This window comes from Bacillus sp. ISL-75 (assembly GCF_018613095.1).
Genome location: NZ_JAGGQX010000009.1, coordinates 1 through 14,176, shown reverse-complemented (window position 1 = coordinate 14,176; position 14,176 = coordinate 1). Strand labels below are relative to the sequence as shown.

The window sequence follows — 14,176 nt, the reverse complement described above, 5'->3', positions numbered from 1 at the left end:
TAGCGTGTTTAGTAGCAGTAATATTTTTAAAGAACCAAAGAAATCGATCATAAAGGAAAAGATTACACTTACCGAATTTAAAAAAACAAATTAATGCTGTCTCAAAAGCTTTTTTAAACCAAGTATCCCACGGAATATGACATTCCGTGGGTTTTTTTGCCATGGCAACCAATAGGGGTTCAAAATTCACCAATCGTAGTCTGTAAAGTTCCGAATAGATGTTGAATTAAAACCAAATTTTGATTTAATCCTTCCTAGTTTGTCTCTTTGTGTGCTGCACATGAATTCCTTTCTATGAGTTCTGTATCAACAAACAATTTTATTTTATCAGAGTCATTATTTTCAATCTGTCTAATTAGTTTTTCAACTGATAGTAATGCGATCCTGTCTTTTTTTACATGTATTGTCGTTAATTCAGGAGTAATCACTTGTGATTCAAAGATGTTATCAAAGCCGATAACAGAAATGTCTTCCGGGACTTTTATTCCTAATTCAGTGAGCGATTTAATCACGCTAATGGCCATATAATCTGCTTCACAAAATAAGGCTGTGGGTAATTGACCTATCCGTTTATTGATTTTTTCTTTAAAAGCATCTTGGGATGAAATCACAGTTGGGGATAATGAAAAGTAATTACTTTCGACAATTTTTAAACCGTTTTCAGTGAGTGCTTGCAAAAAGCCTTTTTTCCTCATGTCAAAATTATACATTCTTGTATTTGACCCTACATAACCAATTTGCTGGTGTTCCAACTCCATTAAATACTGTCCTGCCTGGTAAGCACCATATACGTTGTTCATCACGACAAAGTTTACGTCTAACGTTTCAAAACAAGTATCCAGGACAACGATATTTGGCTGTATGTCTGCAACTAGATTAATTTGCTCTGGCGTTAAGTTGGTACCTAACAATAATATGCCTGCCGATTTTTGTTCTTGTTCGAGCCTCGATACTTCTTCTTGAAGGCTTTCTATACTGATAGATGAAACCAAAAGAGAATAACCACTGGAACCGATTTGTTTGTCAAGATTATGAATTAACTCCATAAAAAAAGGGAGCGATTCATATTGCTCTGTTACTATTCCTGCATTTGTACAAGCAATAAATCTCAATAATTTTGTGTTTGGCTGAAAATATTGATCAGCTTTAATAATAGGGCGCGGAATGTATCCATGTTCTTGTGCGATTCGTAAGACTTTCTCGCGCGTTTTTTGACTTACCCCATTTTTTCCATTCAACGCCAGAGAGACAGCGGATTTTGAGACATTGGCTAATTTAGCAATATCATCTATTTTCATAAAATATAACACCTACCTAGTTGATAAAAGTCCTGATCAGATTTTATTTGATTATAGCATAAAACAAGTTTTTTTAGTTGATGTTTAGTAAATATAAATCAATTATATACAAATATTCAGTAGTAATTCGGTAGTATTTATACGTTTCAAGGGAAAGCTCTTAAAATTGCTTAAATAAAAAAGTTTATATAAAACTAAAAAATAACTAAATAAATTTACTTAAACAATTGACTGATAATTTAATTGTTGATATTATTGACTCAAGTAGTTTAAACGAACTAAATAATTTTAGTTTGTTTAACATTTTAGTTTTATTTGAATGCGCTTTAAATAAAATGAGCGTTTTAGTATGTTTAGATGAATTTTAGTTGATGTTGTAATCGCTTAGGAGGCATAGGAAATGGAAAAGATTAAGCTTGGATTCGCACCCACTCGAAGATTTGTATTTAGTAAAGAAGATGCATTGAAGTTTAAACAATTAATAAGAGAAAAAATAGAGAGCTTTGGATTGGAAATGGAAATCGTTGATTTAGAGGGGATTAATGAAGAAGGGTTGTTGCATGAACGTTTAGAAGAACCGGCCATTATTAAACGCTTTAGAGATGCAGAAGTGGATGCTGTTTTCTTCCCACACTGTAACTTTGGAACAGAGGATATTGTTGCACGAGTAGCAAAAGCAATCGGCAAACCGGTTTTACTTTGGGGTCCAAGGGATGAGGCTCCACTGGAAGATGGGATGCGACTTCGTGATTCACAATGCGGAATTTTTGCAACAGGTAAAGTGCTAAGAAGATTTAATGTTAAGTTTACATATATTACGAATTGCAGTGTGGATAGCCCTGTTTTTGAACGCGGGTTTAAGAATTTTATTGGTGCAGCCAATGTTGTAAAGCAATTTACTAATCTACGAATCTTGCAAATATCGACTAGGCCCTCTGACTTTTGGTCTGTTATCTGCAATGAGGGTGAATTGTTAGAGACGTTTGGAATACAAATTCATCCGATCAATCTCGAAGAGTTGAAAAAAGGAACATTGAAGATAGAAAAGTCTGATAGCCCAGAATTAGATGAAGCAATTGGCTATATCAAGGAAAAGCTTGATTGGAGTGGAGTAACAGAACAGGATGTCCGGCGAATCGCTTCATTAAAAGTAGCGATGAAACAATTGGCTGTAAATACAGGAAGTACAGCGATTGCGATTCAATGCTGGTCAACCTTACAAGATATTATTGGCATTATGCCATGTTTGGCAAATGCGATTTTGACAGACGAACAAATCCCAGTAACCTGTGAAACAGATATACATGGTGCGATAACTTCCATTATGGTTCAAGCAGCTACATTAAATACGAAACCAACATTTTTCGCAGATATTACAGTACGCCATCCTGAAAATCCAAATGGCGAGTTATTATTCCACTGCGGAAATTTCCCTGTATCGTTAAGTGTAGAAGAAAAGCCAAAGCTAAACAAACATTTCTTATTTGATGATCATTCTCCTGGAACTCATGAAGGAGAAATAAAGGGTGGAGAAATGACACTTGCACGTTTTGACGGAGATCATGGTGAATATTCTATATTCCTTGGAAAAGCAAAGGGGATAGAAGGGCCATTTACCAGAGGTTCATACGTTTGGGTAGAAGTAAATGACTGGCCATTATGGGAAGAAAAGTTAGTAAAAGGTCCATATATTCACCACTCAGTAGGTGTCCATGCTAACGTTATCCCGGTCCTGTTTGAGGCATGTGAATATATTCCTGGGTTGAATCCTGATCCAGTAGATCCAACTGAAAGTGAAATTAGAGCATGGCTTCGTGGGAGCGACCTTAATAAATAAAGCTGGGAGGTAAAAAGGATGAGTAAAATTGAGTTTCTAAAACAAAAAGCAACAGAAATTCGTATGGAACTGCTAAAAATGATTTATGAGGCAGGTACCGGTCATACAGGTGGTTCGCTTTCCAATACGGATATCTTAACGGTTCTTTACTATCATATTATGAATGTGGATCCCAAGAATTCTAAATGGGAAGATCGTGATCGATATGTACAGAGTAAAGGGCATGCCGTTGAATCGTACTGGGCGATATTAGCAGATAAGGGATTCTTTCCGAAAGAGGAATTAAAAACATTCTCTCAATTTAATACAAGATTAATAGGTCACCCGAACAATAAAGTACCTGGTGTAGAAATGAATACAGGTGCGTTGGGACATGGGTTGCCAATCTCAGTTGGTATGGCCTTGGCTGCCAAAATAGATGAAAAATCGTATCGAGTCTATACCTTAATGGGGGACGGCGAGCAGGCAGAAGGGTCAGTTTGGGAAGGGGCTATGGCCGCTTCACAGTACAAGTTGGATAATTTAGTCGCTATTATTGATCGTAATAGATTGCAAATAACAGGAAGTACCGAGGATGTTATGTCCCTTGAACCGTTAGGGAATAAATGGAGATCGTTTGGCTGGGAAGTCGTAGAAGTAGATGGAAATGATATCGAACAGTTAGTAGAAGTTTTAAGCAATACGCCTAGAGTGAGCGGAAAACCAACGATGATTGTTGCCAATACAGTCAAAGGCAAGGGAATTTCATTTGCTGAAAATGTAGCAAAATGGCATCATTACGTACCTAATAAAGAAGAATATGAATTAGCAATGGAAGAACTTTCAAAGCAACTGGAGGTGCTACAATGACTAAAGCGGCTTTAAAAAGTGTAAAAGGAAATAAGATTGCTAATCGTCAAGCTATCAGTGAGGTTTTAGAAGAATTAGCGAAAGAAAATAGAGATATTTTAGTCTTAACCAGTGATTCCAGAGGATCAGCTTCTCTTGTGAATTTTGGGAAAGAATTACCGGATCAAATTGTAGAGGTCGGAATTGCAGAACAAAATCTCGTTGGGATTGCTTCGGGCTTGGCGGCTTCTGGTAAAAAACCATTTGTTGCATCACCTGCTTGTTTTTTAAGCATGAGAAGTATTGAACAAATCAAAGTAGATGTTGCGTATTCCAATACAAATGTGAAACTAATCGGTATTAGCGGCGGCGTTAGTTACGGTGCACTAGGCATGTCTCACCATTCTCTGCAGGATCTCGCTGTGACCCGTGCCATTCCTGGTCTAGATGTAATGATGCCAGCGGATCGTCATGAGGCGAAAAAAATGATTAAAGCGTTAGTTGAATATGATAGACCGGTATATCTTCGGATTGGTCGCAATCCAGTTGAAGATTCATATGTATCTGAAGACTATGAGTTTCAAATTGGTAAAGCAGTGACGATGAAAGAAGGAACAGATATAACCATTATTGCAACTGGCGAGACGGTCAGAATCGCATTAGATTCCGCAGAAGCCCTTCAACATGAAGGAATCGATTGTCGAGTTATCAATATGCATACGATCAAACCGTTAGATAAGGAAGCGATTCTAAGGGCTGCTCAGGAAACAGGAAGAATTATCACCATCGAAGAGCATAGCATTTATGGCGGTTTAGGTTCAGCGGTAGCTGAGGTTGTTTCACAAAGCCACCCGATACCTGTCAAGATTCTTGGTCTGCCAGACGAACCGGCTGTTGCAGGAAAAACAGCTGAAGTGTTTGAACACTATGGATTAAGTGTAACCAATGTTAGGAAGATTGCCATGCAGATGGTGAATAATGGATGAGGTGTTCCTATGACAAACGAGAAATATATTCTTTCGATTGATCAAAGTACATCGGGAACAAAAGTATTGCTCGTTAATACGAGAGGACAAATAATTCATAAATGTTCTATAAGTCATACACAATACTATCCACACCCAGGATGGGTAGAGCATGATCCGATTGAAATCTATGAAAATGTTAAAACCCTGTTGAATGAAATGGTCCAAACATCTGCAGTCTCACAAGATGAGTTAGCTGTTTTAGCGATTACAAATCAACGAGAAACGATAGTCGTTTGGGATAAAGAAACAGGAATCCCAGTTTATAATGCTATCGTTTGGCAATGTCGAAGAACGTCTGACAATTGCCAAGAGCTAAAAGAGCAGGGATATGAACATCTTATACAATCAAAAACTGGGTTAAAGGCAGATCCATATTTTTCTGCATCTAAGGTAAAATGGATAATGGATCATGTAGATGGCGTCAAAGACAGAGCAAGAGAAGGCGAGCTCCTCCTTGGAACGATTGATAGTTGGCTCATCTGGAAATTAACAGGTGGGAAGGTCCATGCAACCGATTATACGAATGCAAGCAGAACTCTTTTATTTAATATTCATACCCTTCAGTGGGATGAAGAGTTGTTGGAACTTTTTTGTATCCCTAGAGAAATGCTTCCTGAAGTAAAAGATTCCAATAAACTATTTGGTGTTACCGAGGATGCAAATCTTCCGTTCACACAACTTCCAATCTCAGGTGTAATTGGAGATTCACAAGGTGCTTTATTTGGGCAGAAATGTTTTGAGCCTGGAATGGCGAAAGCTACATATGGTACAGGTACTTCTGTACTGATGCAAACTGATGAAATAGTAGATGGTACCAAAGGTTTAGTCACTTCTATTGCGTGGGGATTGAATGGGAAAGTGAGCTATGCGCTGGAAGGGATTATTAATAGTACTGGTGATACGATTAAATGGCTGAAGGAGCAGCTCGAATTGATTGGTGAAATCGGTGAGGCTGAGCAGTTGGCAAGTTCTATATCAGATAATCAGGGAGTCTATCTCGTACCAGCTTTTGTGGGTTTAGGAGCTCCATACTGGAAACCGTACTCACGTGCCGCAATCATGGGAATGAGCCGAAATACCGGAAAACCGCAAATTGTGCGTGCGGCATTAGAAAGTATCGCTTATCAGGTTAAGGATGTTATTGAACTGATGCAATCAGAATCCAATATTCAAATTAAGAGTGTAAAAGTGGATGGAGGCGCAACAAGCAACCGCTTCTTAATGCAATATCAAGCAGATATGTTGGATATTGATGTTATCGCTTCAGAAGTAGCTGAATTATCTTCAATGGGCTCTGTTTATTTAGCTGGTTTAGGAGTCGGAATTTGGAAATCCAAAGAGGAAGTAAATAAACTTAATCAAGAACATGAAATGTATCACCCTTTGATGACAAGTGATGTAAGAGATAAGTATTATCAAGGGTGGAAGCAGTCAGTAAATGGTGTTTTAATATATTAAATAATTCTACCTGCTGGAGGTTATCAATTTGGAATTTACAGAAAAAACGAAACTAGGTAATGTTTTGTCTAATAAAGAAGCTAGGGGCATATTGGAAAAACATATTCCGCAACTTTTTGATTTAATGCTTGATCCAAGTCTAGGTACATTTATTAGGTTAGCTGATTTACCACAGCTTGCTTCGTATATTCCAGAATTAACACTGACGTCGGAAATTGTAACAGCACTGCAGCAGGATTTGGCAAATGTCTCGGAGGAGTCGGGGCACAGCGGTGAGATTACACCGGCTACTGATTATGAAGATGAATCGGTGGTTAGAGGATCGGCGGCGATTACACTGCCTGATCATGTCGACAAGTGGGGCGTATTCGAGTTGAAATTGCAGGGCCCTGATCATGGAAATCCGTTTGTCGACGTAGCTCTGAGTGCTGAATTTAGTTTTGAAGATAGAACACTGGAAACACTAGGTTTCTATGACGGAGAAGGCGTTTACCGGATTCGATTTATGCCTGACACTGAAGGCAAATGGACATTCCGGACGAAAAGCTCCGCCAGATCACTTGATAGTATTGAAGGTCAATTTGTCTGTATGGAAGCATTGGAAGGGAATCATGGTCCGGTTCGTGTACAAAACACCTTTCATTTTGCTCATGAGGACGGAACAAGGTACATCCCGGTCGGTACGACTTGTTATGCATGGGTCCATCAGGAGGAAAGCCTGATTAAGCAAACACTGGAAACACTTGAAACATCTCCTTTCAACAAAATGCGTATGTGTGTGTTTCCGAAATCGTATTCTTTCAATACCAACGAACCTCCCTTTTACCCGTATGAGGGATCGATTGAGGAAGGTTGGGATAATACTCGATTCAATCCATTGTTCTTTCAACATTTGGAACAAAGAATTATCGATCTCGGAAAACTTGGTATCGAAGTGGATTTGATTTTGTTCCACCCATATGATCGATGGGGATTTGCGGATATGAAAAAGGTCGCTGACGATCGTTATTTGCGATACATCGTTGCCCGTCTTTCCGCCTATCGACATGTTTGGTGGTCTCTGGCCAATGAGTACGATTTAATGTGGTCTAAGGAAATAGATGATTGGGAACGTTTTGCAAAAATTATTACGGAAAATGACCCATATAATCATTTGATCTCTATCCACAACTGTTTACAATTTTATGATTACAACCGACCATGGATTACTCATTGCAGCGTTCAACGCATTGATGTATACAAGACGGCAGAAAGCACTGATGAGTGGCGGAAACAATGGAATAAACCGATTGTTATTGACGAATGTGCCTATGAAGGAGACGTTGATCAAGGCTGGGGAAACATAACAGGTGAAGAAATGACAAGACGATTCTGGGAAGGTGCCTTAAGAGGAGGATATGTTGGGCATGGTGAAACATACCTGCGTCCTGATGAGGTTTTATGGTGGTCTAAAGGCGGCAAACTGCATGGAAGCAGTCCCAATCGTATTGCATTCTTAAGGGGCATCATGGAAGAAGGTCCAAAAGATGGATTGAATCCTTTGCAAATGTCATGGGATGCACCTGCGGCAGGAATACCGGACGAATATTATCTTTTCTATTACGGCTTTAACCAGCCTCGCTTCAGAGAATATCGGATGAAGCTAGGGACGAAGTATAAAGTAGAAGTAATTGATACGTGGAATATGACAATTAACGAATTGGAAGAAATCTATGAAGGAAAATTCCGAATCGAGCTCCCTGGCAGACAATACATGGCAGTCAGGATGTCAAGGATCTAATCTAAACAGTTATCTTCTCTTGAAAGTTTGAAAATATTATATATTTTAATATAGGTACGAAACAAAAATCAGCCAGGAAGCGTCCCCGGCTGATTTTTTTGTTCGATATATTCTTTTTTGCATTGTCAGCGATATTGACATTTAGGAACCTGTTTGCTCAATAAATTCTCCACAGAGTTTGTTAAATTCAATTGTCCTTCCAATCAAAGTTTTCAATAAAGCGTACGAATGCCTTAACAACATTCCATTCCAGAGATTCCTTATGATAATACATCCACGTTCTTCGCAATATAGGATTTCCTTCTTGATCAAGTAGGTGGATTTTATGTAAATCTTCTATACCGGTAAGTACCCTGCTGGACAGGATGCCATAGCCTAAACCATTTATAACCATTTCCTTACACGTATCAACTTGGTCAACTTCTATACTAATAAAGGGCGCTTGCGAATAATTTTCACCCCACCAATGATCAATTACTGATTTTAATAAATAATCTCCTCTATATTCGATTCTAGGAAGACGAGGGAGATCCATTATATCAATCTCATCCATTGACGCAATGCATATGTCTTCCTCAAATAATTGATGTTTTGATAATCCCCGCCAACCATAGTCTCCTCGAACAAAGCTGATATGAACATCCTTATTGTGTATAAGTTGAGTTACGTCTCTGCTCCACCCTGTAACCACTTTGAATTCCACATGTGGATATTGCATTTTAAATAATTTCAAAACATAGGGAAGTTCATAATTCGCGAAAAAATTGGATACCCCCAATTTCAACGTACCTACCACTTCGTCACTTTCGTTATTACTCATATTTTGGACATTTTCTTTAATCTTTTCATAATGAGCAAGGGCCTCCTCAGCACAATGAACAAGATATTCTCCTTGTGGAGTAAAATGCACTCCTCTGCTTTCACGAGTTACGATTTTAACGCCTAGTTCTTCCTGCATATGCTTTAATCGAGTCGTTAACGCGGGTTGAGTAAGAAATAAGAGGCGAGCTGTTTTTGTTAGATTCTTTTGATGATAAAGCACCTTTAGTATTTCCCAGTCACGGTAATCCATTTTTCCACCTATCTATCTGATATAAATATTTTTTATAGATTAATATAATTTTTTAGCATTTTATTTATTTCAATTATTACATTATCCTTATCCTAAAGCAATTGATAATTACTTCACTAAATTATCCGAAACAAAACATATAAAGTAACACAACAATGGGGGAATTGGGAATGGGAGTACAAAAAAACGAACATAATCCATGGCGGAAATTTAATGGTCCAAACTTGGGCTATGTAATCGAACAATATGAGCGGTACACGAACGGTGAAGACACCCTTGATCCAAAATTAAAAGAGCTTTTTATTAAATGGGGCTCACCTTTGTCTTTTGAATCAAGTCATACCGAAGAAACCATCAATAATGAATCTGTCAATCCTGATAATTCCATAAATATACAGAAGGTACTTAAAGTGGTAAAACTGCTTGAAGATATTCGTTCAAACGGTCATTTAGCGGCAAATATGAACCCATTAGAGGGGAATCTACAAAATCAAGAGTTGTTTAATCCAGAAAAACATGGGGTAAGTGCGTTAGACCTGAAAGCGATTCCATCCAAACTTGTTTGGGAGGAGGCACCAGCAGGTATTCAAACCGCATTGGATGCTATCAACCATTTAAAGCGTATTTATACCTCCACACTAGCCTATGAATTTAACCATGTGCAACATATGGATGAACGAGCATGGTTAACTCAAATGGTGGAGACAGGTTCCTTGCATCGCTCCTTATCTAAAGAAGAACAAACGAACTTGTTACAGAGTTTGACAGAGGTTGAAGGATTTGAACAATTTTTGCATAAAACCTTTGTCGGTCAAAAGAGATTTTCCATTGAAGGCGTTGACATGCTTGTCCCGATGCTGAATGAAGCCGTGCACGAAGGTGTCGGGGATGGAGCACGTAATGTCGTGATTGGAATGGCGCATCGCGGCCGCCTAAGTGTCCTTGCGAATGTGTTAAACAAACCATACAGAAAAATGTTCTCTGAATTTCAGCACTCGTCTGCCAAACAACAGGGTCCGTCAGAAGATTTGGTCGACATAAGTGAGGGCTGGACTGGAGATGTGAAATACCATTTAGGCCGAAATCGATTCATGGAAGGCCCCGGAAACGTTCGCGCACGTATTACTTTAGCCAATAATCCGAGTCATCTTGAATTTGTCGATCCGGTAGTCGAAGGTTTTGCAAGAGCTGCCCAAGAAGAACGAAAGTCTGCCGGTTACCCTAAGCAGGATGTTAAGAGGGCGTTTGCGATTTTGGTCCATGGTGATGCAGCCTTTCCGGGCCAGGGGATAGTAGCGGAGACCTTGAATTTAAGCGGCTTAAAAGGATATCGAACAGGTGGAACCATCCACATCATTGCCAACAACATGGTCGGTTTTACGACAGATAGCCACGATTCTCGTTCAACGAGATATTCGAGTGATTTAGCAAAAGGATTTGAGATTCCGATTGTACATGTAAATGCGGACGATCCAGAAGCATGTCTGTCTGCAGTTCGTCTGGCCTATCAATATCGAACTCGGTTCCAAAAGGACTTTTTGATTGATTTAGTTGGGTACCGGCGATTTGGCCACAATGAAATGGACGATGCAGCGGTCACCCAGCCACAGGTTTACAAAAAAATCGCGAACCATCCAACGGTAAGAGCGGTGTATTCCAAACAGTTGCAAAATAGTGGCATTCTCAAACAAGAAGAAGTTGAGCACATTAACCGCAGCGTGCAAGAAATGTTGCAGTCTGAGTTTGAAAAAGCGTCCGAGAAGAAGCAGAGTGAACCCCTTGCAGAAGTAGAGGTTCCGAGGGTGATCGCCAAAGGAATTCCACCGGTGGAAACAAGCGTTCCCCTTGATGCCCTTCGTGAATTAAACCAAGATTTGCTGAAATGGCCGGATGGTTTCCATGTTTATCCAAAATTAAAGCGGATTCTGGAGCGCCGCAATTCGGCACTAGAAGAGAACGGGAAAGTAGAATGGGCGGTAGCAGAAGTGCTGGCATTTGCATCGATGTTAAAAGATGGGACGCCGATTCGTCTAACCGGCCAAGATTCTGAGCGTGGAACGTTTGCGCAGCGGCACATTGTGCTCCACGACTCGGAAACAAACGAGACCTATTCACCACTGCACCAGCTTCCGCAAACACGAGCTTCGTTTGCGGTTCATAATAGCCCGCTGTCGGAAGCAGCGGTTGTAGGTTTTGAATATGGATATAATGTATTTGCTCCTGAAACACTTGTCATGTGGGAAGCACAATATGGCGACTTTGCCAACACAGCACAACCCCTCTATGATCAATTTGTTTCAGCCGCAAGAGCAAAATGGGGGCAAAAATCAGGGCTTATTCTCCTGTTGCCTCACGGGTATGAAGGCCAAGGTCCGGAGCATTCCAGTGCCCGTCCGGAACGCTTTTTACAATTAGCAGCTGAAAACAACTGGACAGTTGCCAACTTGACAAGTGCGGCCCAATATTTTCATATTTTACGCCGTCAAGCATCCATCTTAGGAACAGAGTTTGTTCGGCCATTGGTGATTATGACGCCAAAGAGTCTGCTTCGTCACCCGTTGGTCGCTTCTCCAGGTACTGCGCTAAGCGAAGGCCATTTCCAAACAGTAGTGGAACAGTCTCAGCTCGGAAAAGAGACAGACAAGGTAAAGCGTTTAGTATTGACAACTGGTAAGATGGCCATAGACTTGGCTGTAGAGATCGAATCAAAGAAAGAAGATCAAAACTTAGAAGAGTTACACATCGTTCGAATCGAACAATTGTATCCATTTCCTCAGGAAAAAGTAGAAGCAATCTTGAAGCGTTACCCAAACTTGAAGGAAATCATTTGGGTACAGGAAGAACCGAAAAATATGGGTGCGTGGCACTATATCGCCCCAATTCTCTTTGATCTTGCTTCCGGGAGCCTGACAGTTGGTTACATTGGACGTCAGGAGCGTTCAAGTACGGCAGGCGGCGATCCAATCGTTCATAAAAAGGAACAAGAACGCATTATCCAACAGGCTTTGAACTATATAGAGTCTGGAAGATACTCAGAAACAAGAAAGAGAGTTTAGTTCTAACTAACCATCATCACTCACAAATTACGATAGTTGAAATACTAGCATAATAGGAGACATACCATCATACCTAGGAGGATACACCACATGATAGAAATAAAAGTACCAGAACTGGCAGAATCCATTACAGAAGGAACCATTTCACAATGGCTCATTAACATTGGTGATAAAGTGACCAAAGGAGATAGTGTTGTTGAGCTGGAAACAGACAAAGTGAATATCGAATTAAATACCGAATACTCAGGTATAGTTTCAAAATTATTAAAAGAGACGGGCGATATCGTCGAAGTAGGCGATGTAATTGCGATTATCGAAGAGAACACGGCTGCAGGAGCCACTCCAGGCACTCCAACTCTTCCAGTTGCAGCTCCGGAAAGACCGGCAGAAGAAACTTTTAATCAACAAAGCAACCAACCTGAGCCAGAACTTTCGAAAGCCGCACGTCCAATTGCTTCACCAGCTGCAAGAAAATTGGCAAGAGAACGGGGAATCGATTTACACCAAGTAAGCAGCCGTGATCCACTTGGCAGAATTAGAACAGAGGATGTAAAAGCATATACACATACACCTGCGGTTAAAGAAGAGCCAAAGTTGGAAAAGACCAGCCCTAAACCGGTCGTACAACAAATAGATGAAGAGTTTGACAAACCAGTAGAACGTGTGAAAATGTCCCGCCGGCGTCAAACCATCGCTAAACGCTTAGTAGAAGTCCAGCATACAGCGGCGATGTTGACCACATTTAACGAAGTGGATATGTCTGCTGTTATGGATTTACGCACGAAGCGGAAAGACGCCTTTTTCGAAAAACATGGGGTACGTCTTGGGTTCATGTCGTTCTTTACAAAAGCCGTGGTTTCGGCTTTGAAGCAATTCCCGCTTTTAAATGCTGAAATTCAAGGCGATGAATTGATTCTGAAGAAGTTTTATGATATCGGAATTGCCGTGGCAGCACCAGAGGGGTTGGTCGTACCGGTTGTACGCAATGCGAACCAGAAAAACTTTGCCGAAATCGAACAAGAAATCAGTAATCTCGGTAAAAAAGCTCGTGATAATGCCCTTACTTTAAATGATTTGCAAGGTGGAACATTTACGATTACAAACGGCGGAGTTTTCGGTTCATTAATGTCAACGCCGATCTTGAATAGCCCGCAAGTGGGGATTCTCGGTATGCATAAAATCCAAATAAGACCAGTAGCGATTGATCGAGAACGAATGGAAAACCGCCCGATGATGTATATTGCCCTTTCTTACGACCATCGAATTGTCGACGGAAAAGAGGCTGTTAGCTTCCTTGTTGCAGTGAAAGAATTGTTGGAAGATCCTCACTCCTTACTATTAGAAGGATAATCTTATAGATTTGCTTGTTTAATTCTAAAAGACCAAACAAAAACAGACCTCAAAGGTCTGTCAGATTGTCGAGAAAGAGTATTTTTCTCGGCAATTTTTTATTCTCAGCATTTAATTATTCATTGTACCTGCTAATGGGCCTGTTGATTTCCGCTCTAGGCACTTCGCTTTCCGCGGGCGTGCCGGGGAGCCTCCTCGTCGCTATGCTCCTGCGGGGTCTCCCCTGCCCCGTACTCCCGCAGGAGTCTGCGTGCCTTCCGCGGAAATCAACAGGGAGGTAATCAACCTAAAGAATTGCAACACACTTTTTCTAGCCTTGCTAATTGTGTTGCAATCTTTTTCATATTTTGGCAGGCTGCCGTAAGGAGAGCCTGTTCGCTTGCTTTCTTCAATCCCCGTAACCGGCAATAGCGAAGCCCGTGCAGCTCTTTTGAGTCTGCGAAGCTTCGCTCAATTTTTTCCTTTCTAA

Annotated in this window: 10 protein-coding genes; 7 read left to right on the top strand and 3 right to left on the bottom strand. The window is 40.3% G+C overall.

Going from position 1 to position 14,176, the window contains the following annotated elements:
- Positions 1 to 254 precede the first annotated feature (254 nt).
- A complete protein-coding gene (locus J7E63_RS02500) occupies positions 255 to 1,298 on the bottom strand; it encodes a LacI family DNA-binding transcriptional regulator (RefSeq protein WP_215010146.1) in 1,044 nt (347 codons plus the stop codon).
- 400 nt (positions 1,299 to 1,698) lie between these two features.
- On the opposite strand from J7E63_RS02500, the gene J7E63_RS02495 reads away from it, so the two are divergent.
- Genes J7E63_RS02495 through J7E63_RS02475 form a run of 5 tightly spaced genes read left to right on the top strand, consistent with a single transcriptional unit; the run spans position 1,699 to position 8,229 of the window.
- The gene (locus J7E63_RS02495) at positions 1,699 to 3,135 is read left to right on the top strand and encodes an L-fucose/L-arabinose isomerase family protein (protein ID WP_215010145.1); all 1,437 of its coding nucleotides are present in this window, start codon (positions 1,699 to 1,701) and stop codon (positions 3,133 to 3,135) included.
- 18 nt (positions 3,136 to 3,153) lie between these two features.
- Positions 3,154 to 3,984, top strand: a complete 831-nt coding sequence (locus tag J7E63_RS02490) for a transketolase (RefSeq protein WP_215010144.1) — start codon at positions 3,154 to 3,156, stop codon at positions 3,982 to 3,984.
- Positions 3,981 to 4,949: a transketolase family protein gene (locus tag J7E63_RS02485; RefSeq protein ID WP_215010143.1), complete on the top strand. Its 969-nt coding sequence runs from the start codon at positions 3,981 to 3,983 to the stop codon at positions 4,947 to 4,949. Before J7E63_RS02490 ends, J7E63_RS02485 begins: the two co-directional genes overlap by 4 nt.
- A gap of 9 nt (positions 4,950 to 4,958) precedes the next feature.
- The gene (gene glpK, locus J7E63_RS02480) at positions 4,959 to 6,449 is read left to right on the top strand and encodes a glycerol kinase GlpK (RefSeq protein ID WP_215010142.1); all 1,491 of its coding nucleotides are present in this window, start codon (positions 4,959 to 4,961) and stop codon (positions 6,447 to 6,449) included.
- 28 nt (positions 6,450 to 6,477) lie between these two features.
- The gene (locus tag J7E63_RS02475; protein WP_215010141.1) at positions 6,478 to 8,229 is read left to right on the top strand and encodes a DUF5605 domain-containing protein; all 1,752 of its coding nucleotides are present in this window, start codon (positions 6,478 to 6,480) and stop codon (positions 8,227 to 8,229) included.
- A gap of 187 nt (positions 8,230 to 8,416) precedes the next feature.
- Here J7E63_RS02475 and J7E63_RS02470 read toward each other — a convergent pair whose 3' ends face one another.
- Positions 8,417 to 9,301, bottom strand: a complete 885-nt coding sequence (locus J7E63_RS02470) for a LysR family transcriptional regulator (protein ID WP_088086493.1) — start codon at positions 9,299 to 9,301, stop codon at positions 8,417 to 8,419.
- Between the two features lie 170 nt (positions 9,302 to 9,471).
- On the opposite strand from J7E63_RS02470, the gene J7E63_RS02465 reads away from it, so the two are divergent.
- The gene (locus J7E63_RS02465; protein ID WP_215010140.1) at positions 9,472 to 12,357 is read left to right on the top strand and encodes a 2-oxoglutarate dehydrogenase E1 component; all 2,886 of its coding nucleotides are present in this window, start codon (positions 9,472 to 9,474) and stop codon (positions 12,355 to 12,357) included.
- A gap of 90 nt (positions 12,358 to 12,447) precedes the next feature.
- Entirely contained in the window at positions 12,448 to 13,707 is a 1,260-nt protein-coding gene (gene odhB, locus J7E63_RS02460; RefSeq protein WP_215010139.1) for a 2-oxoglutarate dehydrogenase complex dihydrolipoyllysine-residue succinyltransferase, read from the top strand.
- Between the two features lie 281 nt (positions 13,708 to 13,988).
- On the opposite strand, the gene J7E63_RS02455 is transcribed toward odhB, so the two are convergent.
- Positions 13,989 to 14,176 (bottom strand): transposase (locus tag J7E63_RS02455; protein WP_215009856.1); only part of this gene is annotated, 188 nt, incomplete at its 5' end.